17 protein-coding genes are annotated in these 21,068 nt (G+C 66.0%); 4 read left to right on the plus strand and 13 right to left on the minus strand.

Annotation, left to right across the window (positions count from 1 at the left end; translation table 11 throughout):
- Nucleotides 1–9: 9 nt before the first annotated feature.
- From AAF604_17715 to AAF604_17730, 4 genes are all read right to left on the minus strand, one after another.
- Nucleotides 10–1,137, minus strand: coding sequence for a hypothetical protein (locus tag AAF604_17715; protein ID MEM7051509.1), 1,128 nt, complete (start codon nucleotides 1,135–1,137; stop codon nucleotides 10–12).
- A gap of 219 nt (nucleotides 1,138–1,356) precedes the next feature.
- Nucleotides 1,357–2,853 carry a hypothetical protein gene (locus tag AAF604_17720; GenBank protein MEM7051510.1) on the minus strand — a complete coding sequence of 499 codons (1,497 nt, stop codon included), beginning with the start codon at nucleotides 2,851–2,853 and terminating at the stop codon, nucleotides 1,357–1,359.
- Between the two features lie 17 nt (nucleotides 2,854–2,870).
- Nucleotides 2,871–3,671 (minus strand): outer membrane lipoprotein-sorting protein, encoded by an 801-nt coding sequence (locus tag AAF604_17725; protein ID MEM7051511.1) that lies wholly within the window; start codon nucleotides 3,669–3,671, stop codon nucleotides 2,871–2,873.
- Nucleotides 3,668–6,310: an MMPL family transporter gene (locus AAF604_17730; GenBank protein MEM7051512.1), complete on the minus strand. Its 2,643-nt coding sequence runs from the start codon at nucleotides 6,308–6,310 to the stop codon at nucleotides 3,668–3,670. Before AAF604_17730 ends, AAF604_17725 begins: the two co-directional genes overlap by 4 nt.
- A 407-nt stretch (nucleotides 6,311–6,717) precedes the next feature.
- On the opposite strand from AAF604_17730, the gene AAF604_17735 reads away from it, so the two are divergent.
- Nucleotides 6,718–7,809 (plus strand): DUF11 domain-containing protein, encoded by a 1,092-nt coding sequence (locus tag AAF604_17735; protein ID MEM7051513.1) that lies wholly within the window; start codon nucleotides 6,718–6,720, stop codon nucleotides 7,807–7,809.
- A 3-nt stretch (nucleotides 7,810–7,812) separates the two neighbouring features.
- Here AAF604_17735 and AAF604_17740 read toward each other — a convergent pair whose 3' ends face one another.
- From AAF604_17740 to AAF604_17750, 3 genes are all read right to left on the minus strand, one after another.
- Complete coding sequence (locus AAF604_17740) at nucleotides 7,813–8,628, minus strand: GH25 family lysozyme (GenBank protein ID MEM7051514.1); 816 nt, start codon at nucleotides 8,626–8,628, stop codon at nucleotides 7,813–7,815.
- Nucleotides 8,629–8,695: 67 nt separating this feature from the next.
- Nucleotides 8,696–9,217 carry a dihydrofolate reductase family protein gene (locus AAF604_17745; protein MEM7051515.1) on the minus strand — a complete coding sequence of 174 codons (522 nt, stop codon included), beginning with the start codon at nucleotides 9,215–9,217 and terminating at the stop codon, nucleotides 8,696–8,698.
- Between the two features lie 24 nt (nucleotides 9,218–9,241).
- Nucleotides 9,242–9,805 (minus strand): GNAT family N-acetyltransferase, encoded by a 564-nt coding sequence (locus AAF604_17750; protein MEM7051516.1) that lies wholly within the window; start codon nucleotides 9,803–9,805, stop codon nucleotides 9,242–9,244.
- 138 nt (nucleotides 9,806–9,943) lie between these two features.
- On the opposite strand from AAF604_17750, the gene AAF604_17755 reads away from it, so the two are divergent.
- Nucleotides 9,944–10,408, plus strand: coding sequence for a DUF1203 domain-containing protein (locus tag AAF604_17755; protein MEM7051517.1), 465 nt, complete (start codon nucleotides 9,944–9,946; stop codon nucleotides 10,406–10,408).
- Between the two features lie 7 nt (nucleotides 10,409–10,415).
- Here the strand turns inward: AAF604_17755 and AAF604_17760 are convergent, their stop codons facing one another.
- From AAF604_17760 to AAF604_17780, 5 genes are all read right to left on the minus strand, one after another.
- A complete protein-coding gene (locus AAF604_17760) occupies nucleotides 10,416–10,877 on the minus strand; it encodes a hypothetical protein (protein MEM7051518.1) in 462 nt (153 codons plus the stop codon).
- Entirely contained in the window at nucleotides 10,874–11,443 is a 570-nt protein-coding gene (locus AAF604_17765; GenBank protein ID MEM7051519.1) for a sigma-70 family RNA polymerase sigma factor, read from the minus strand. The genes AAF604_17760 and AAF604_17765 overlap by 4 nt, the downstream gene beginning before the upstream one ends.
- A gap of 6 nt (nucleotides 11,444–11,449) precedes the next feature.
- Entirely contained in the window at nucleotides 11,450–11,902 is a 453-nt protein-coding gene (locus AAF604_17770) for a hypothetical protein (GenBank protein ID MEM7051520.1), read from the minus strand.
- A 167-nt stretch (nucleotides 11,903–12,069) separates the two neighbouring features.
- Complete coding sequence (locus AAF604_17775; protein MEM7051521.1) at nucleotides 12,070–14,652, minus strand: DUF3516 domain-containing protein; 2,583 nt, start codon at nucleotides 14,650–14,652, stop codon at nucleotides 12,070–12,072.
- 182 nt (nucleotides 14,653–14,834) lie between these two features.
- The gene (locus tag AAF604_17780; GenBank protein ID MEM7051522.1) at nucleotides 14,835–15,911 is read right to left on the minus strand and encodes a mechanosensitive ion channel domain-containing protein; all 1,077 of its coding nucleotides are present in this window, start codon (nucleotides 15,909–15,911) and stop codon (nucleotides 14,835–14,837) included.
- A gap of 259 nt (nucleotides 15,912–16,170) precedes the next feature.
- On the opposite strand from AAF604_17780, the gene AAF604_17785 reads away from it, so the two are divergent.
- Entirely contained in the window at nucleotides 16,171–18,177 is a 2,007-nt protein-coding gene (locus tag AAF604_17785) for an aconitase family protein (protein ID MEM7051523.1), read from the plus strand.
- Between the two features lie 6 nt (nucleotides 18,178–18,183).
- Here the strand turns inward: AAF604_17785 and AAF604_17790 are convergent, their stop codons facing one another.
- Entirely contained in the window at nucleotides 18,184–18,687 is a 504-nt protein-coding gene (locus tag AAF604_17790) for a tetratricopeptide repeat protein (GenBank protein ID MEM7051524.1), read from the minus strand.
- A gap of 385 nt (nucleotides 18,688–19,072) precedes the next feature.
- On the opposite strand from AAF604_17790, the gene AAF604_17795 reads away from it, so the two are divergent.
- The gene (locus tag AAF604_17795; protein ID MEM7051525.1) at nucleotides 19,073–21,043 is read left to right on the plus strand and encodes a tetratricopeptide repeat protein; all 1,971 of its coding nucleotides are present in this window, start codon (nucleotides 19,073–19,075) and stop codon (nucleotides 21,041–21,043) included.
- Nucleotides 21,044–21,068 lie beyond the last annotated feature (25 nt).

The following is a 21,068-nucleotide window of genomic DNA, read 5'->3' on the forward strand; positions in this document are numbered from 1 at the left end:
GGACGGGATTCAGGGCATGACCTGTAGGATCACGTCGTAGATCTCTCGCGGGTTGACTCCCAAGCCTTGCTGGACCCAGACCCGGCCGCGATATTGAAACCAGTTGCCGTGCTCGTCGCGGCTTTTCTGTTGTACATAGTCGAGCTCGATCCAGAGGATTCCAGCTTCCCAGAGATCTACTGTCTCGCCCTTGTCGGAAACGCCGTCGTGGTTGGCATCGACCCAGATGCCGAGCTCATAGAAGCGCTCGTCGGAGGGGTCGATGATGCCGTCTCCATTGCCTCCCAGGAAGGGCGTGTCGAGATCCGCGAGGGCGGCGAATCCATGCTCCGCCAACTCCCCTGAAATGAGAGCGGTGCTGTCGCCGAACAGTTCGCCTCCATGGTCGATCCGTCCGTTCTGGTTGCGATCGAGGAAAAGCCAGCCGTCGCCGGAGGCGGGATCCGTCCAGGCCACCAGCTCGACGGCGCCATCGGCGTCGATATCGAACAACGCACCGTTGCTGACATCGGTCAGGCGATAGCCGAGACCGTCCATATCGATCAGGATTGGTGTGTTGGGGCACTCGGGATCTCCGTTTTGTTCCGGAGTTCCGTTCCCGGGATTGCCTTGGTTGCAGGTGCCGGTGCATTCACAGGCCGGCGTGCCCGCCTGACATCGGCACATCCAGCAGTTGGTTGCGATCGAGGTCCAGTTAAAGCAGGAGCCGTTGTTGTTGAAGCGACCCGGACAGTCTCCATTGCAGACGGTCGAGTTGGTGTAATCGCACTGATTGAGAGTGGGTGGTGGGGTGGGATCGTCGGCACAGGTCACTCGACAGGTTTGGCTGCAGAACAACGAGTAGACGCAAGGCTCGGGGAAGGTTGAAGCGCCGCAGGATTGGTAGATGAGATCGTGGTCGAAGTCACTGAGGAGGCTGGGCGGGAGCTCGGGTGCACTCGGACGACAGATCGAGTTACCCCAGGAGGTGCAGTCGCTCTGGAGTGCACTCTTGCAGATGGCGAGATTGATTCCGAGTTGATTGTAGGTGGTGGTGCCCCAGAAGGTCACCTCGGTGGAATGGGTCTGACCGGCTTGGACGGGTGCTGCCAGGCTAAGACAGGCGAGGGTGAAGACTAGAGCCGTGGTTCGGGACATCGGTCCTCCTTGTTCGTCGGTTGACGTTTCGACTGCCGGACTTTCCGGGCCGCGCTGGGTCCGAAGGACCTTGGCAAGTCAGCCGAGGCGGAGGCCTTTGAATCTTCCTCGAATTTCCTTCGATTTTCGTGGGTCGCTGGACTTACCGGTCACCAGGGCTGGGAGAGGAAACGTCTTCAGGAGGGGATTGCCCTCCGTCTCACAACACAAGGTGCCAACTCAGCGGGCGTAGCGCCAGGCGGTGTAGAGGCTGCTGTTGTCCTCGAACTGGCCGAAGAAGGTGTGCGGCTCGGTGCCCAGGAAGAGGTTGCCGCCGAGCTCGAAGCGCCAGCGGTCGCCGAGGTCGAACTCGAGGCGCGGCCGCAGGTAGGCGTCTTCGTCGGTGGGGCTCCAAAAGGTGAACAGAGAGAGGCGAACGGTTTGCTGGCGCAGCCGTTGCGTGAGGCGCACGGTGACCAGCAGGCGGGTCTCGTCACGGGCGGGAACGCCGGCCGGCAGGGTGCGCCGATAGGCGTCGTGGTCGAGCAGCTGCTCGGCGTAGAGCTGCAGGCCGCCGGTGAGCTCACGGCCGAGCTCGAGCTCGTAGCCGGCGAGGGCGCGTAGCTCACCGTTGGCGACGGTCGGATCGCCGCCATCGGCATCGTCCCGCGAGTCGTACCAACCGGCCTCGAAGCTGGCGATGCCGCGGCCCCAGGGCCCGCGGGCGCTGGCACCCCAGACGGCGAGGCGCGGAAAGGTGGCGCGGCCGCTGTTGGGATCGAATCCGGCGGGACTCTTCCAGAAACCCGAGTAGCCATAGAGAGCGACCTCCCAGGAACCGATGCCGTCGCTCAGCCGCAGGGCGATCTCGTCGTCCTGCCAGAGGTCGTCTGGTGGCGCGGTGCGCAGGCGCTGGTCCCGCCCTCGGCGGCTGCCGCTGGCGGGATCGAAGAAGCTCAGGCGTTCGCCGGTGATGAAACGGTCCGGGTCGAACTGCGGCGTGTAGACGATTTCGACGTTGCCGCGCTCGGTGAACCAGCCGAGGCGCAGGGCGTCGGAAGGCGCCTTGAGGTACTCGGTCTTGCGTCCGAGGAGGAAGGACTGCCAGTCCTTGGGAAAGAGGTCGTTGATGAACAGCAGGTCGCCGGTGCCCCAGGTGAGGATCTGACGCCCGACCTGGAGGTCGAGGGCGTCGCTCGCCCGCCAGGTCCAGCGCAACTGGCGCAGGTCGCTCTCGAGGCCGCTCTCGAGGCCATCCGCCAGCAGGTCGACGCGGGCCTCGAGGACATGCCGCGACCAGGCCTTCTCGGCCGCTAGCTGCAGGCGGGTCTCGAGGAGGGTGAGGTCGTCTCGCTGCGCCGGATCATTGTCGAGGCGCGAGCCATAGCGCGCTTCCCAGAGCAGCCGCACGCGATCCATCCAGTCGCCTTTGGAGGCGGGCGCCGGGGCCGGGCTCGGGTCTTCCCCGAGGCCGCTGGGCAGGGCCGGTTCGTCGCCCAGGCCGCCCGGCAAGGCCGGCTCCTGGCCGGCGCCGAGGCCGGCCGGCAGCTCCGGTTCCGTCGCCTCCTCGGGCTGGTCTCGAGGGCTCTCGCCGTCGGGGCCGGCGAGCCCAGGTGGCAGGGCCGGTTCTGCGGCGGATTCTGGGGCTGTGACTGGCGCCGGGGAATCCGCCGGGGTCGGTTCCGGGGGAGCCTCCTGGGCGGCGGCGCCGATGCTGCCCAGGAGCAGCAGAATCACGGCGAGCCGGCGCATCGTCAGGGCAGGTGCTGGCGCGGTGGATTGCGCAGGTAGCGCTCCGAGAAGATCTCTTCGGGCAGGCCGAGGTCGTAGTCCACCTGCGAGTACTCGAGCACCGTGTGGCCACCGATGCGCTGGTCGCTCATCTTCATCTTGGTGACCGTCTTCTTGCCCTGGATGTCTTCCACGGCGAGCACTTTGAGGGTGCGGTAGACGTTGCCGTCCTGCTCGAACTTGATTTCCACCGGGATGAAGCTCGCCTTGTGGATCCACATGGTGAAGCGGTCGAACTCGACGGCTTTGGGGTCTTTGGGAGTGTTCTCGAGGACGTAGTAATTGGCCGTCGTCTCGATCAGCCGATGATGATCCTCGTCGATGCCGCGGCCGGAGACGTCCTCGTAAAAGAAGTGGGAGCCCACGAAGCTGGTGCGCTCGTCGGAGGCGGCGATGCGCTTCTGGACGTCGAGGGCCGGCAGGTAGAGCCAGCGGTCGTCGTCCTTGCCGAGGTGCTTCCACACCAGGAAGGTGACGCCGCGCTCATCGGCCGGCTGGTCGAAGTAGACGTAGAGCTTTTGGGCGCCGTCTTCGGAGCCTTGGTCGCGGCGCAGAATGGTGAAGTCCTTGCGGCGCACCCGGCCTTTGCCGTCGGTGATCGTCAGCGAAGCGACGGCGCGGCCGTCCTGACCCTGGTAGTAGGCGACATGGTTGGTCTTCTCGACGATCTCGGCGAGGCTCGGCGTGGCTTCGTCGGCTGCCGCGGCGCCGGGCGCCCACAGGATGGCGAGGACGAGCAGAAGAGAGAAGGCGAATCGGGTCATTTCGAGGTCTCGCGGGCTGGGAAGAACCGTCCTTCGAAGGTGCCCAAGGCGGCCGGTAGCACCAGGAAGGTGGCGAAGCCGGAGATGACCAGGATCATCGCCAGCAACACTCCGACCGTATTGTAGGGAATCAGCGGTGCCAGCAGCAGCGGCGTGAAGCCGGCGGCGATCACCACCACGTTGCGCGCGATGGCGCGGGCCGGCTCCTCGAAGACGTCGGCGGAGGTCTGGCGCCAGTTGCCGAAGCGTTGGTAGCTCGCCCGTGAACGGGTCAGGAAGTGGATGGCGAAGTCGACCGCCAGACCGAGCGCGAGGGCGGACAGTACCGCCACCGGCATGTCGTAGTCCTTGCCGATCCAGCCGATCAGGCCGTAGACCATGGCGATGGTCAGGGTGAGGGGAATCATCGACAGCAGGCCCCAGAGCAGCGAGCGGAAGAACAGGGTCATCATCAAGAGGATGACCAGGAAGCTGCCCAGGAATGCCTTGAGCATGCCGAGGACCATCTTCTCCTGCCAGATGACGTTGATGTAGGTGAGACCGAACCAGTGGGCCTCGAGTCCTGCCGGCGGCGGATGGGCGGCGACGTGGTCGGCCACTGCCTGGACCACCGCCGCCATGTCCTGGTTGTCGCCGCTCTTGAGCTGCACCCAGAGATTGGCGGCGCGGTAGTCGGGAGTGACGAAGTGCCACAGATCGCCGGGACGGTGACTGCTCTCGTACTGCACCAGGGTCTGGGCGACGGCGGCCGCCGAGTCGGGAATGCGCAGCTCCTCCGGCTGGCCTTGGTGCAGGTCGCGATGAACTGTCTTGACGATGTCCGCCAGGGAGTTCGATTTGCCGACGATGCCGGTGCCGAGGAGGGCCTGCTGCAGGTCTTCGAGGTAGGCCAGCGCTGTCGGGTCCTTGAAGGTCTCGTCGGAGGCGGCCGTCGCCACCGCTGCGACGGGTTCGGCGGTGGCCTCGGGGCTGCCACCGAGGCCCGCGGGCAGCTCCGGCTCGCCTGCGCTGGTGTCGGCCCCGCCGAGGCCCGCCGGCAGGCTTGGCTCGGTGGCATCGACTGGGGCGTCACCCGGGGCGATATCAGGTTCGGTGTCTGGTTCGGCGACTGGTTCGGCGACTGGGGCACCTTGCGGAGGGGCCGCGACGCCCTCGGCCGGAGTGAGCGCCAGGTAGGCGGTGTAGGTGCCCGCGAAGTGCTCGTTGAGGACGCGGTCCGATTGCCGAATCTCGTGCGCCGCGCGGAACCAGCGAATCGGATTGTCGTTGACCTCGATGCGCTGAATTCCCCAGGCGGAGAGCAGGCCGAGGCCGAGGGTGGCGACCAGAATGGCGGCCGAGCGCCGTTGGGCGAACCGGCCCAGCGCCAGGATGGCGCGGCCGACGCGGGTCGAGTCGCCCAGGGGGCGACGGTCGCGGCTGCGGGCGGCGGCTCCGAAGCGCTCCAAGGCCGAGGCCGGCATCAACAGGATGTAGGCCGGTACCAGGGTGATGGTCATCAGCCAGGCGAGCAAGATGCCAATGGCGACGAAGATGCCGAATACCCGCACCGGGGGAATCGGCGTCAGGGCGAGGGAGGCAAAGCCCGCTGCCGAGGTCAGGGAGGTGGAGAGCATGGGGCGGGCGAGGCCGGCCATCACCTCGCCGAGGATTTGCCGGCGGTCGCCGTCACGGCGATAGCGATCGAAGAACTCGGAGAGGATGTGAACCGCGTCGAGGACGGCGATCGGCATCACGAAAATCGGGATCATCGAGCTCATGATGTGGATCACCTGGCCGCTGGCGATGAGCAGGGCCATGGTGCACATGACCGCCAGCATCGCCACCAACAAGGGCGAGGCGATCAGCCTGAGCTGGCGGAAGAAGAACCACATCAGGAGGAAGATGACCAGCATCGCCAAGGGGGCCGAGATCGCCATCTGGATGAACATCTCGACGCCGAAGGTGTCCTCCGCCACCGGCAGGCCGGTGACGAAGAACTGGTCGTTGCCGTCGAAGCTCGCGATGCGCTCCTGGAGGCGGCGATAGACCTGGTAGCTGAGCTCCTTCGAGGTCAGCGGGAGGTAGAGACCGAGGGCCTTGCCATCGCCTGAAACCAAGGTGTTCTGCAGGAAGGGAACGCGCTGCGCCCGGCGGCGGATCTCGGCGGCCTCGGCATCGTCCGCCGGTGGCTCTGCCATCAGCCACTCGAAGCGCAGGGTGCCGGGGCCAATGGGCTCGATGGCGTCGACCGTCGACGGCGCGATCAGGTCGACCTCGACCACGCCGGCGCGCGGGTCGGTCTGGCCGATGGCCTCGCCACGGAGCGTCTTGGCGAACTCCGTCAGCTCCCAGACGCGGCCCAAGGATGCGGCGTTGAAAACGCCTTGGGGGTGGCTCTCGTTGACCACCCCCACCACCACCAGATCGTGCAGATCGAAGGCCTCTTTCATCTGGCGATGGAAGATCCGCACCGGCTCGTCGGCTTGCAGCATGTTCTCGGGGTTGGTGTCGACCCGAACGCCGTGGAGCGGCGAGAAGCGCTCCGGCCAGAGGGAAGGCAGGAGCGCGATCAGCACCAGGACGGCGGTGAGCAGGAGCCAGCTGGCGAGGGTGGTCTTGGGCCGCTCCATGGCGGAACGGGAGGCTGCGAGGCTCATCGAGATTCTCCGGAGGTGACGGAATGATCGCCGAGAGGCGACCGCCTTCGGCATACTAGCCCGATCTTGTCACCAGTCTTCGGCGATGGGGTGAAACCACGGCCTCTTTCAATCCCCTCGCCGCGCCCCGGGGGAGAATTCGGGGCTCCCCTGGAATCGTCGTTCATCCTCTGAAAGGCTTGACTTCGACGCCACAATTTGCGACCGTTCTGCGATTACTAGAATCTCTTGTTGGATTTCTGTGTGCAGAATTTGCCATGAGTTTTTTCTGGCAGGCGAACGAGAAGGGGCCGGCCCAGGTTTCGGGCCAGGGCTCGTAACGAACCCGAGACGTGGGAGGAAATGTGAACAAGGATAGAACCCGAATTCTGGGACAGGTTGCCGTCGTTTTGGCTGTTGCCGCGCTGATGGCTGCTCCGATTTTGGCGCAGGACGCCAGCAAGCTCACCCATGACGGCGCGATCGTGCCGAGCCCGCTGGGTGGTCCGGCGTGCACTGGCTTCAGTGATTACGAACAGCCGATCGACACCGCCAACTTCAACACCGCGCGGACCTCGGACGTCGAGGCCGCCTTCCTGACCTCCGAGGCCTTTGTCAGCGGCTCGACCATCACGGCCCTCACCGAGGGTGTGGCCGAGGGCGTTCGCTTCTGGGGCATCTCGGCTGAGTTCAACGCCGGCTTCCTCGGTCCCTGCACCGACGACGACACGGCCAACACGCCGTTCAACATCATCTTTTCGGAAGACAACGCCGGCACGCCGGGCGCCGTCATCGCATCGGTGGTGGGAACTCCGGCGTCGATCACCAACACCGGCATTCCCTTCGCCTTCACCACCATCTTCGAGTGGGACGTGACGATTCCGCCGACGGACGTCACCGATGCCGCCTGGATCGGCATTCAGCGCCAGACCGGCGCCAGCACGCCGGGTGGTAACCAGTGTCTCTTCCTGTGGCTCGACGAGATCAACAACGCCACCTACGACAACACCGCCGATCAGAACGCGGCTCCGGTGCCTTCGGACCACGTCTTCTGCCTGAACGCGCCGGTGCCGCCGATGGAGGCCGATCTCGCCATCACGAAGACCGGTGAGGTCTTCGGCAACCAGATCGTCTACACCGTCACGGTGACCAACAACGGTCCTGCCGATGCGGTCAACGTGGTGGTGACGGACATGCTGCCGGCCGAGGTGACCTACGTCAGCGACGACTGCGGCGCCCTCGACGTGCCGCCGTGGACCTGGAATGTCGGTCCTCTCGCCAACGGCGCTTCGGCGATGTGCAACATCACCGTCGACATCAATCCGGGCACCACCGGCGACGTCATGAACACCGCCATGGTGACCGCCGACAACGCCGATCCGCTGACCGCCGACAACTCGTCGACGGCGATCGTCGGGGTTGGCTCGGTGCTCGAGATTCCGACCCTCGGCACCTGGGGCTTGCTGCTCCTGCTGGTGGCCCTGGGCGGTGCTGGTCTCTACATCGTTCGCCGCGGCTAGACCTCAGCGAGCGGGGGCGGGCCGGTCTCCGGCACGCCAAGACGAAAGGCGGACCTTCGGGTCCGCCTTTTTTCGTGCCGGCGGGCTCGCCGCGATCAGCTTCAGGAACTCATCACGGCTGCCGCGGAAGACGTTGAGGTCGACGTGTCCCGAGATGCCGTCGATGCGACCGCGGTTGCCGTACTGCCAGAACAGCCAGCCCTCGGCGTCGGCCCAGCGAGGCGGCCGGAAGACGTCTCTTACCCAGAGGTCGTGGCGACGCAGGTCAGGGCTCAGAATGTGGTCGTAGGCCTCGCGGGTGACGTAGAGCATGGGGCGGCGGCCGCTGCCTTCTGCGACCCGGGTGATCATCGCTCGCAGGTCGCGGCGCACATCGGCGACGCTCTGCCAGGATTTGCAGTTGCCACCGAGCTCGACGTCGATCACCGGCGGCAGATCGGCGGCGTGGAAACCGGGGACGGTGAGAAAGTTCTCGGCCTGCTCTGCGCCATCGCGGCAGAAGGTGAAGAAGTGGTAGGCCCCCCAGGGGATGTCGCGGTCGCTTGCCGCCTGCCGGTTGGTGTCGAAGGCCGGGTCCCGAAAGTCGCCCCCTTCGGACGCCTTGATGAAGAGGAACTGCACCAGCGGTCGCGGCAGCTCCTGCCAGAGAATCTCGCCCTGGTGGTGAGAGATGTCGAGGCCGCGTACCGGGTACTCGATGCGGTTGGGATAGTTGAGGCGCAGTATGCCGCTCTGCAACAGGCTGGCTCCGGCCAGGGACGTGACCATGGTGGCGAGGATCGCCGCCAGCCAGAGAGTCGTTTTCGCTCGCCCGCTCATGCAGCCATGGTGACTGCCGGATGTGGCCAGAATGGGGCAGCTTCGAGGAGTCGCGTGCCCTTAGCCGCTAGTTCCGGAAGCGGTAGTGCAGGAGCTGGACTCCGTTGTCGTAGACCTGGTGGTGGGTGAGGTCGAGGGCCTGGTGGTGGCGTTCCGAGAACAGCGGAATGCCATCGCCGAAGACCACCGGGTTGAGCTTCAAGACCAGCTCGTCGAGGAGGCCTGCGGCCAGCAGGCTCGAGGCCAGGCGCCCGCCGCCGCAGAGGTAGATCGCCTTGCCGGGCCGTTCCTTGAGCTCTCGAACTCGGGCCGCCGCGTCGCTTTTCACCAGCTCGACGGCGGGATCCGGGCTGGCCTCGAGGCGGCGCGAGAAGACCAAGCTGACGAGCTGGGGATAGGGGTTGGTGACGCCCTGGCGTAGGCCGGCTTCGTAGGTGTGGCGCCCCATCAGCACGGTGTCGTAGCGCTCGAAGGATGCCAGGTAATCGGCGACGTGAGGACCTTCCTGGAGGAAGCCGTCCCAGCTGCCGTCGGGATGGGCGATGAAGCCGTCGATGGAGGTGGCGACGTGGTATTCGATGTGGCGCAAGCGATTCTCCCTTCCGAAGTCTCTTTACGCTGGCGAGGACGTCGGCATTTCCATTTCCGCCGTCGGCCGCTCCATCAGCAGATCCCGTTGGCGGTCGCTGCCGAGCAGGAACTCGTGATCTCCGACCACTTCGAAGTGCCAGCGTTCATAGAAACGAATGGCGCGCGGATTGTGCTCCCACACTCCCAGCCAGAGGCGGTCGAAGCCTTGCCGGCGCGCCTCGGCGAGGCAGGCGGCCATCAGGGCCGAGCCGCAGCCGGTGCCGATGGCGCTGCTCTCGACATAGAGGCGAACCAGCTCCACCGGACGACGCCCTCCGAGGCAGGGATAGCGGCCACCGGCTTGCAGCTTGACGTACCCGAGGGGCGTTCTCTCCGCGCCGGGATCGCACGCCAACAGAAAGGTCGCTCCCGGGTCCGCCAGCTCGCGAGCCACCTGAGCCGGCGAGAACGCGGTGGCGAGGTAGCGCTCGAGATCGTCCGGATCATTGTCGGCGGCGAAGGCGTCGCGGAAGGTGCGGGCGCCGAGGTCGGCGAGGGTCGCGACGTCGGACGTGGTGGCTAGGCGAAGCTCGAGATCGTTCTTCATCGCTCGGTCCGTGGCTGGTAGCGGGCGGGCTCCAGCATAGTCGAAGGCAACAATCGGGTGGTTCCCGCTGGATCGGCACGGCAAGCTCGTCGGGCTGGGTGGCAATCTCGCGACCGAGTCCTAGAAGGGAGTGAAATCATGTCGAGCTTTCGAGTCGTGGCCCTGCCGGAAGAGCTTTCCCGAGCTGTACGAGAAACCGGCCGGGCGCCCGGCTACGGCCACCAGGCTCAGGTCGAGCCAGCGACCGGCTATGGCCCTTGTCGTTCTTGTCTGAAACAGTTTCGTCAGGAAAGGGAAAACCGAATTCTATTCACTTTCGATGCCTTCGCCGGCCTCGTCGACTACCCCTCGCCGGGTCCGGTCTTCATCCACGAGGACGAGTGCTCGGCTTTCGCTGGGCCGGGGTTCCCCAACGAGCTTCGCTCTCTGCCGTTGGTCCTCGAAGGCTACGGTCGCGACCGCTGGCTGATGGTCCGTGAGAGGCCTGCCCAGTCCGAGATCGAGACCACTCTGAGCTCGATGCTGGCGGATGACGAGGTCGACTACGTCCATCTCCGCAACGGCGAAGCCGGCTGCTACATCGCGCGGGTCGAACGCGTTTGAGCCGGCCTCAGGTCTCAGAGTGGCTGTCGGCGAGTCCGAGGGCTGCCACCGCCAAGGTCACCAGGATGAAGGCGGTGAAGGCTCCGTGGCTGTCGACCAGGGAGGATGGCCCGTCGAGGACTTGAAGCATCCAGCGGAGCAGCGCCGGGCCCTGCCACTGAAACCCCAGGAGCAGAAGGCCGAGGGCGAAGGCGAGGCCCAGGCGCTCGCAGAGGTGGATCGTCCAGGTGGCTCGACGGGCCCGCTCCTCGCGACCTTCGAGCCGCGCCATCCACCACAGGGCACGGGCATCGAAGCTCGGTTGCTCGGCGGCGAGCTCGCGGGCATCGAAGGCCAGTTGCTGGTGTACCAGCAACAGATCGGAGCAGTCGAGGCAGCCTTCCGCATGGCGGCTGAGGTCCTCGCTGGGACCTTTTGCCTGAAGAGCGACCAGTAGCTCGTCGCTGCGTGGGCAAGGAGAGGCGCTCACGGCTTGGAACCCGTTGCCGGTGGCTCCGCTCGGAGGATGCGAGCGAGCTTCTTTCGCGCCCGGAAGGCGATGACCCGGACGCTCGCTGGGGCCAGGCCGAGCATCTCGGCGATCTCGTGATGAGGGACACCCTCGACGTGGCACAGCCAGAGCACCTGACGGTCGCGTTCCTTGAAGCCTCGCAGGGCTCGGTCGAGGTCGATGCGTTCGCCGGGTTCCAGTGCCGGTGTGCGGGGTTCGACAGCGCCCTCCGGCGGCGGACCCTCGTGCCGCCGTCGCCGCAGGCGATCTCGCAGCAGGTTGCTGGCGATGCGGAACAGGTATCGCCGCGCATGGAGATCACTCTCCGGCTCGAAGCTCGAGCCCAGGAAGCGCAGATAGGACTCCTGAGTCAGGTCGTCGGCGAGGCTGCGGTCGCCGCAGGCTCGGCTGAGATATGCCCACAAGGGGCCACAGGTCCGGCGGTGAAAGGCGCGGAAGCGCTGTTCATCCATTGGACCCGCAGGCCGGCGGACTTCGGCGGCGGTCGTGCGGTGATGGCGCTCGAGCAAGGCGGCAGCGATCATCGGTACTTAGTCTACGGGAGGCCTCTGGTCGAGGAGGCCCCACTTCTGCGATAGGCGGTAGGAGGCGACCGCCGAGAGGAGGAAGCCGATTCCGAGGGCCATCCCCAGTGTGCCGATGAAGGAGAAGCCTTCGTAGGCGCCCTCGACGACATTGCGCTGCGCGTAGAAAGCGGCACCGCCGACGAGCAGGATCAAGCCCGCCTGCACCGAACCCAGGATGCGACCGAAGGGATTGCCCTTCTCGAGGGTGGCCGATTCGAGAAACTTGGCGCCCGAGTCGCTCTGCAAAAAGACCTGGAGGTTCTCGGCGGTGTCGAACTTGTCGAGCAGGCGGTTCTGCAACTCGGCCCGGCGATCGATGGCCGCCTTTGCTTGGCGGTATTGGATGAACCCGCGCACCGTCCAGGCGATGAAGAAGATCACTATGATCGGACCGAGAACATCGAAGACTTGATTCATGGTGGCTCAGCAGCTCCTTTGTCGTCGCCGCGCTCGGAGGTGGGGATTGAGCGCGACCTTCATGAGCTACTACTGAGCCCTTGGGTCGGCGTTAACAAACGACCGCGAAAAACGCCTACGGCGGGGCCGACCCGCCTTCGTGGTGCGGAGAGCTGGCGTCCGGGCTGCTACTCGCCGATCGACTCGAGGCGCAGAAGCGGCCCTTCCCAGCTCCCGTCCTGCCGCAGGTCGACCTTGCCGGTGAGGTGCCAGAAGTTGTCGTCGGCGGGGTCGAGGAGGGTGTGCTGAACCTGCCACTGGCGCGGCCCGAGGGCCTCGATGCGAGTCCAGTGGGCCTGGCGCGCCGGAGGCGTGAAGAGCACCTCCTCGTACTCGTCGAGGAAGGGCGCCAAGGTGTCTTCGAAGCGTTCGGCGGTCCATGGCTCCTGGCCATCGGCGGCGCGCACGCAGCCAGCGGCGGTCTCCCAGTCCTGCTGCGCCAGGGCGCGCACCAGATGGTGGATCTCGGCCCGCACCCGGGCGGTGAAGGCCTTGGGGTCGTGGAATAGCTCGTAGAGACGGAGCTCTTCCTTGGCCTTCTCTTTCTCGCCGGCTCGCTCGCCGGTGGCGTCGAACACCAGCTCCGGATGGAGCATGCTCTCCCATTCCTCGATCAAGCTGGTGTCGACGCGCTCGAGGAGGGTGCGGAAGAAGGACTGAATGTCGAGCACGCCCTCGGTCTTGTACTTCTCCGGGACGCTCTGGGCCAAGGTCTTGTAGAGCTGGGACAGGTAGCGCAGCAGCACGCCCTCGCTGCGCGCCAGGCCGTAGCGGCGCACGAAGTCGGCAAAGGACAAGTAGCCCTCGAACATCTCGCGGCCCACCGCCTTGGGCCGGATGGCCTCGCCCCGGACCCAGGGATGGAGGCGCCGGAAGGCGTTGAAGGTCTCGTAGATGCGCTCGGCGTCGGGCTTCGGGTGGGTGACCTCCTCGAGGCGTTCCATGCGCTCCTCGTAGTCGATGCCTTCGGCCTTCATGCGCGCAATCGCCTCTTCGCGCGCTTTGTCCTGCAGCCGGTAGAGCACCACCCGCGGATCCTCGAGGATCGATTCGACGAAGGTCAGCACCAGCACCGGGTAGTGCTCGTCCTCCGGATCGAGGCTGCCGAGGGCTTCCACCAGATAGAGGGACAGGGCTTGATGGAGCGAAAAATTCTCCTGCAGCTCGTGGTCCACGACCACCCACAGGTAGCTCGAATCGGTGTCCCGCCGCAGCCGCAGGACTCCCGCCCGGCCGAGGGAGCGGATGCGTTCGGCGGCGTCCCGCAGGTGGCGTTTCTTGCTGCCTTCGTCATCGTGGCTGGCGGCGATCAGCTCGCGCAGGGCGGCGAAGTTGCGGCGTTCCGGATCGTCGAGCTCGGCGTCCCGCTGCACCAGGTCGAGGATCATGCCGTGGGTGATGCGAAAACGTGATTGCAGGGTTTCCGGCGGCCGGCTCTGCAGGCTTTCGAAGGTCTCCTTGGTCCAGGAGACGTCGCCTTTGCCGGGACCCTTCTTCTTCGCCATCTTCTTGCGCTTGGCCTTGGCGCTGGCGGCGCTGTTGGCGATGCGCTGGCGCTCGATGACGTGCTCCGGGGCCTGCGCCACCACGCTGCCGTGGTCGTCGAAGCCCTTGCGTCCGGCGCGGCCGGCGATCTGTTGGAAGTCGCGCACCGACAGGATGCCGACCTTCTGACCGTCGTACTTGGCGAGCTTGGTGAATAGCACCGTGCGAATCGGGATGTTGACTCCGACTCCCAGCGTGTCGGTACCGCAGATGACCTTGAGGAGGCCCTGCTGGGCGAGCTGCTCGACGGTCAGCCGGTATTTCGGCAGCAATCCGGCGTGGTGCACCCCGACACCGAAACCCAGGAAACGGCGCAGATCTTTGCCGTAGGGGGTGTCGAAGCGGAAGTCGCCGAGGGCTTGCCAGACGGCGTCGCGCTCTTCGCGGCTCGCCGGTTTCAGGCTGGTCAGGCTTTGGGCGAGCTCGGCGGCGTCGCGCTGGGTGAAGTTGACGATGTAGATCGGCGCCTTGCCGCCGTCGAGGAGCGCTTGGACGGTCTCCGTCAAGGGCGTGTCGCGGTACTCGAAGTCGAGGGGGACCGGCCGTTCGGCGGAGGTGACGTGGGCGACCGAACGGCCGCTGAAGGCCTCCAGGCGCTCGGTGATCGGGGCGACGTTGCCGAGGGTCGCCGACATCAGCAGAAAGGTGGTGTGGGGCAGGGTGATCAGCGGCACCTGCCAGGCGACGCCGCGCTCGCTGTCCGAGTAGTAGTGGAACTCGTCCATCACCACGTAGGGCGCATCGAGCTCCTCACCGCGACGCAGGGCCATGTTGGAGAGCACCTCGGCGGTGCAGCACAGCACCGGCGCCTCGGGATTGATCGAGGCGTCGCCGGTGAGCATACCCACCCGGTCGGCTCCGAACTCGTCGCACAGGGAGAAGAACTTCTCGCTCGCCAGGGCCTTGATCGGGCTGGTGTAGAAGCAGGTGCGGCCCTCGCAAACGGCCTTGAACTGCAGGGCCTGGGCGACCAGCGACTTGCCCGAGCCGGTGGGCGTATTGAGGACCACGTGGCGGCCCGCCACCAGCTCGAGGATGGCCTCTTCCTGGGCCGGATAGAGCTCGAAGCCGACGGCCCCGACCCAGTCGAGAAAACGTTCGAGGATCTCGTCCGCGTCCTGCAGCGGGGAATCCGGGAGGAAGTCGACGAGGCTGGCCTTGGTCACGTAATTCTCGCGGGTAGGAGGTTCGGTTGCGACAGTAGCGCAGTTCGGCCGGGAAAGGTGCTACCGCTGGTGCTCCGGGTCCGGCTCGGCGAAGACGTAGAGCACACCGAGGGCGATCATGGGGGCTGCTGGTCGAGGCGAGGAGATGGCGGCGAGATCGATCCGGCGGCCGATCAGAGGCGTCAGGATTCGGAGCTCTTGGGTGAGCTCTCGGCTGCCAGCTCGGCGAGGCGCTGGCGAATCTCGGCGAGTCGGCCGAGGGCGTCTTCCTGCTCTTCCGGCGGCAGCTCGGCCTTCGCCTGATCGAGGCCGGCGATCTCCTGACGCAGCAGATCGGCCTCCTCCTCGAGGCGCTCGGCAGCCTCCGCCTTGTCGAAGACGATGGCTTCGGCGCGGCCGGCTGCGGCGCGGCCGGCGGACTCGTCGATGGCGAGAGGCGGGGGCTCTGCCAGGACCGCAGCCTCGGAGTGGACCTGGCGCTGGTTCATGAAGGTCGGCGAGACGATTTCGATGCCTTTGCCGTGTAGGGTGTCGAGCACTTTACGACGCAGGTCCGAGCGCGCCGTCAACAGGCCTTTGACCTCGCGCAGCAGGCCGTGGACGCGGTAGTTGATGGAAAAGTCGCCGAGGGAGAGGACGTGGACGAAGGGGTCTTCCAGGCCACAGCTGTGGGCGGCATCCATCAGTGCCGATTCGACCCGGCGGTGATGGATGTCGTAGCCCAGGGACAAAGAGCACGAGACGATGGCGCCGGACTTCTGTACCACCGACACCGGCTCTCGAATCAACAGCGTGTTGGGCAGGGCGATGAGCTCGCGATGCTCGGTCTGGATCTCGGTGTCGAGGAGACCGCGTTCGGCGACCCGTCCGAACTGGCCGTCGACTTCGACGAAATCACCGGTGCGGAACGGCTGGGTGACGCGCAGCATCAGGCCCGCCATCAGATTGGCCGTCACCGTCGTGGAGGAGAAGGCGATGATTCCCGACACGACCAAGCCGAAGAGCCCCAGCACCTGATTGCGCATCGACTCGCTGACCGGCAGCGTCAGGATGATCGTCACCATCGCGGCCAGGGTGAGGCCGAGCATCACCAGCTGGCGGGCGAATTTGCGTTCGTTGCCCATCTTCCGCTGGCGACCGAGGAACAGCCAGTGGGCCACCCAGAGGACGAGAGCGGAGGCGGCCACCGTCAGCAGCAAGGGCACGAAGGGCGCAATGCCCTGAGTGAGGGATTCGACGGTCGGAGGTGTCTGGCGCATCGCTTGCCGGTAGGTTAGCAGCCCGTGGAGAAGGCCCCTCGCGCCCCGCGTCCGTAATGTCGTCAGGGCCGTCGAGCCGCCGGCGGCGAGGTTCTGAGGAGCTGCGAAACGGCTTCCCGGAGCGCCGTTGAGCCCATCTTTAGTGGTCCATTATGGACTCCGGGAACGCCATCGGCTGGATGCTAGAATGTGACGGTCGTGTCACCCCGGCACTCCTGCCGGGCATTCTTGGACACCCCAACTTGCTTCGGAGTCGCGCTTGAAGCCTCCCGAGACGTTTCGATTGACGCCCGGCAAACGGGTCCTGTTCATGACCAAGGATCCGGAGCTCATCCGGCGGCAGCTCGCCGGTGAGCTCGATCTCTCGATGGATGATCTCTCCGTCGACGATCTGCTGGACGACATCAATACCGACGCCATGACCCCGGCCTGGGTGTGCTTCTCGCACAAGCCGGAAGACATCGCCCGGGATGCCTATGCCGGTCTGATCGTCGATGGTGAGCGGTTGTTCGGGCGCGACGCCTTGCGCGACGGGGGCTTCGAGGTGATCGTTTCGGGGCTGCGCAAGGGCGTCGGAAGCTCCCGCGAAACGGCGGTGCAGGCGGAGAAGTGGAGCGGCATTCGGCTGGCCATCGCCGAGTCCTTCGCCCCGATTCATGCCCGCAACAACATCAACCAAGGGGTGTTGATGGGCGACCACGCCATGCTCTCGCGGTTGCAGCGTGGCGAGGGTATCGCGCTCGAGGACTTCTACCGCGACTACGATCCGATCACCCAGCAGGTGGTGCAGGCGGGAGGCTTGTTCGCCTTCTCGAAGGCCCTGGCGGCGGGCGAGATCGAGCTGCCCCCGCACCGGACCGGGCCGCGGCCCATGACCATGGCCGAAAAGCTGCTCGCTCGCCATCTGGTGGGGGTCGGCGAAGGGAAGCGCTTCGTCAAGCCCGGCGATGCGGTGGTGGTGGAGGTCGACGGCGGCTATTCGCACGAGTTCACCACCGCCCAGGTGCACTATTTCCTGGAGAGCGAGTACGGCGCCGACTATCAGCTCCCCAATCCCGGCAAGTTCGCAGTCTTCGAAGACCACCTGATCTACGCCGACGAGGTGCCCAAGATGCGCCCCTTCGTAGACAAGATCCAGGTGCTGCGCGATCTGCAGCGCGACTTTCAGCGCCATACCGAGACACAGGACTTTTCGGCCAAGGACAAGGTGTCCCCGGGAATCTGCCACGAGGTCGCCCGCGAAGCCCTCATCGAGCCCGGTGACTTCATCCAGGCGACCGACAGTCACACCTGCATGGGCGGGGTCAACAACGCCCTCACCTGGGGCGTCGGTGCCACCGAGTACGCCAACCTGATCCACGCCGGCTTCACTCAGGTGGAGGTCCCCGAGTCGATCCGTTTCGAGCTGGTCGGCGAGCTCGCCGAAGGGGTGACGGCGAAGGACCTGATGCTCATGATCCTGCTCGAGTACGCCAAGCCTCAGAAGACCCTCAACCGGGTGATGGAGTTCACCGGGCCGGGGCTGTCGGCGCTCTCCATGGACGAGCGCGCGACGCTCACCAACATGGCCACGGAATGCGCCGCTCGCACCGCCATCTGCTTGGCCGACGAAGAGACCTTCCGCTGGCTGGAGGAGTGGCGACCGGGAGTCGATCTCGAGCGCCTCAGGGCCCGGACGGTGGAGCCGGACGAAGGCGCCGAGTACGCCGGCGGCGTTTACACCATCGATCTTTCGGTGATCCGGCCAATGGTCGCCCATCCCGGGGATCCCGATCGCGGCATTCCTTCCGATCCCACCAACGGCGCCTTCATTCGCGACCTCGGCGATGTGCCGGTGGAGATCGCCTACGGCGGAAGCTGTACCGCCGGCAAGATCGACGACCTCGAGTTCTACCATCGGGTGGTCGAAGAGGCGGTCGCCGCCGGCATGCGGGTGCCCGACGGGGTGCGCTTCCTGATTCAGTTCGGTTCCGAGGCGGTGGAGCGCCACTGCCGTGAGCGCGGCATGATCGAGACCTTCGAGCGTGCCGGCGTCACCCTCATCCGGCCCGGCTGTGGTGCCTGCATCGGCTGTGGACCGGGAGTCTCGGACAACGAAGACCAGGTCACCGTCAGCGCCATCAACCGCAACTACAAGGGCCGTTCCGGCCCCGGCCGCCTCTACCTGGCGTCGCCCCTCACGGTCGCCGCCTCGGCCTTCACCGGCCGCATCACCGCCTACACGCCGGGCATGTTCGTCGAAGCGGTCGAGCCGGTGCTGGTGTAGGCGCGGCTACCAGCCTTCGTCGATGTTGTCGAGGTAGGGCAGGATCTGCTCGTCGAGGGCCTTGGCCTCGTCGTGGCGGCCCATCTCGTCGAGCACCGATCTGTAGTGAATCAAATTACTGACCGTCGTAGGATCACCCGTCCCGAAGAGCTCTCGAGCGCGGCGGGCACCTTCACGGACATAGCGATAGCCGTCTTCGAGATTGGGGCGAATCGGCCCACCGCCGTCCGAGGTCGCCAGAAAGACCCCCAGGATCGCGAGACCGCGGATGTACTCGCGGCTATCGGTGCCGAAAATGCGCTCTCGTTCTTCGAGGGACTGGTGAGCGAGCTGTCGACCTTCTTCCAGGCGGTCAAGCTGGAAATAAACGTTCGCCAGCTCGATCATGGCCTTGGGAAGGATCTCGCTATTCGGGGACTCGAACTGCAGCGTTTCGATCACCGAGTGGATTTCGTCGAGGCTCTGTTGGTCCGGGAGGAGTGAGGCCGCGGCGAGACTCGCTTCTGCCATTGCCTCTGCGGAAACTCCCTTCAATCGGCAAGCCTGTTTGGCTTGCCTGATCAGGTCTTCACCACGCCTCCGGTCTTCTGGTTGGAGACCATCACTGCGCAGCTTCTCTCCTTCTGCCATCAGGGTCCGGCAACGATCTTCAGCAAGACTTGCCCCGGCCTGTAGTCCCAGGGCCGCGAGGAGTAACGCCAAGAGGGTCCGTGTCTTCATCGCTCAGTTACCTCGCGGATCGCTGAGATAATTCTGAAAAGTAAATAGACTATCTCATGAGAGTCAAATTCTGAAGAGATACTTATATGAAGGGATAATTCTTGGCCGGGCGAGGGTTGGGCGAAGCGGGCTTCCCTTGGTGGCGTTGTCCGCCTCGTTCCGGTAGCGTGATCGGGTGGCCAAGCTCCCGGTGGTTCCGTCGTCCGGTTCGCCGATGCGGTCCTCGCGGCGCTCGCGCTGGCGGGCGGGGGTGCTCCTCGCGGTCCACGTGATCATCGCCCTGCACATCACCCACTGGTTGATCGCTGGCCGTACGGTGACGCCGGTGGAGCCCTCCGAGGCGATGGCCCTCGGGCGGGATGGAGTGGTCAACGCCGGCGTGATCTTCTTCGCGGCGGCCATTCTCCTGACCGCCGTCTTCGGTCGCTTCTTCTGCGGTTGGGCATGCCATCTGGTGGCCTTGCAGGACGGCTGCCTCTGGCTGCTGCGCCGCCTCGGTATCCGTCCGGTGCCGCTGCGCTCGCGTCTGCTGCGCTGGGTGCCGGTGTTGGCCTTCGTCTACATGTTTCTGTGGCCGGCAATTTACCGCTGGCTGGCGCGTGAGCCGTGGCCCGGGCTGCGCACCGAATGGACGACATCGGATTTTTGGGCGACCTTTCCGGGCTGGCTGGTCGCCCTCGTGACCTTCCTTGTCTGTGGCTTCGCCTGCGTCTATTTTCTCGGCGCCAAGGGCTTTTGTACCTATGCTTGTCCCTACGGAGCGGCCTTCGCCGCCGCCGACCGCCTGGCGCCGCTTCGCATCCGGGTGACCGACGCCTGCTCCGGGTGCGGTCACTGCACCGCCACCTGTACGTCCAACGTGCGAGTCCACCAGGAGGTGCGCGATTGGGGCATGGTGGTGGACTCCGGTTGCATGCGTTGCCAGGACTGCATCAGCGTCTGTCCCAACCAGGCCCTCTACTACGGCTCCGGACCGATTCCACTGTTGGCGACGCCGCGAGTGCCCAACCCAGAGCCGCGGCGCTATCCCTTGGCGGCCTGGGAGGAGGCCCTTTTGGCGATCGCTTTTGCCTTGGCGTTCTTCTCCTTTCGAGGCCTCTATGGCGAGGTGCCGTTCCTCCTGTCCCTCGGCTGGGCTGGAGTCTTGGCGGTCTCGAGCTGGCTGGCGGTGCGCCTATGGGTACAGCCGACCGTCACTTTCCGGCGCCTCGCCCTGCGCCGCGGCGGGCGCCTGCGGCCCGCCGGATGGAGCTTCGTCGTCGTCTTCGGCGCCCTGTTGGGGCTTTGGTTTCACAGTGCCGTTCATCGCTATCACGATGTCCTGGGACAGCGTGCCTACCGAGCCACGGCGGAGCTCCGTCGCCAGGTGGCGATCGGCGAGGGGGAGCTGGTGCTCACCGCGGCCGATCGCCGCGACGTCGCCGTCGGGCGGTTTCATCTCGGCCGGGTGCGCGACTGGGGGCTGGTGCCGACCCGCGGCAACGCCCGCCGTCTCGCCTGGCTGCATCGCCTCGCTCCGGCCGATGGCGCGCTGCGCCGCGCCGCGACCACTGCCCTCGAACGCGGCGAGCGGCCGGAGGAAATGCACCTGCTGCTGGCTCGCGAGGCGCGCGATCGCGGCGCTCTGGAAGCGGCTCGACGGCACTACCGAGGCTGGATCGAAGCCGCCCCCGGTCGCCCCACGGCCTATGTCGAGCTCGCTCGACTGTTGGCCGAGGCCGGCGACCTCGCCGCCGCCGGTGAAGTGCTCGAAGCCGCTCTGGGGGCGGCGCCCGGCGCCGCTGCGGTGCGCTACAATTTGGCCGTTCTGCGGGTCATGGAAGGTCATCTAGGGGAGGCCATCGCCCGGTTCGAGGAAACCCTCGAGTTGGCGCCGGATCACCGTGCCGCACGGGAAAACCTGGCGGCCGCGCTAGCCCGCGTTGGGCGTTTCGACGACAGCCTCGGTTGGCTGCCGGAAGAACCCGGCGACACGGCGGAGCGCTGGCTGCAGCGGGCGGAGATTCTGGCCGCCGCCGGGCGTTGGGAGGAGGCTCGTCGGCAGGCTCGCCGGGCTCTCGAGCTCGCTCCCGGTTGGTCCCCGGCGGTGGGGCTGATGGAGCAGCTCGATCGGCGCCTGGATGACACCAAGGCGCCGTCTGGCTAGATTGAAGGCACCGGGCGGTCGGTCT

This window comes from Acidobacteriota bacterium (genome assembly GCA_039028635.1).
Classification (GTDB): Bacteria; Acidobacteriota; Thermoanaerobaculia; order Multivoradales; family JBCCEF01; genus JBCCEF01.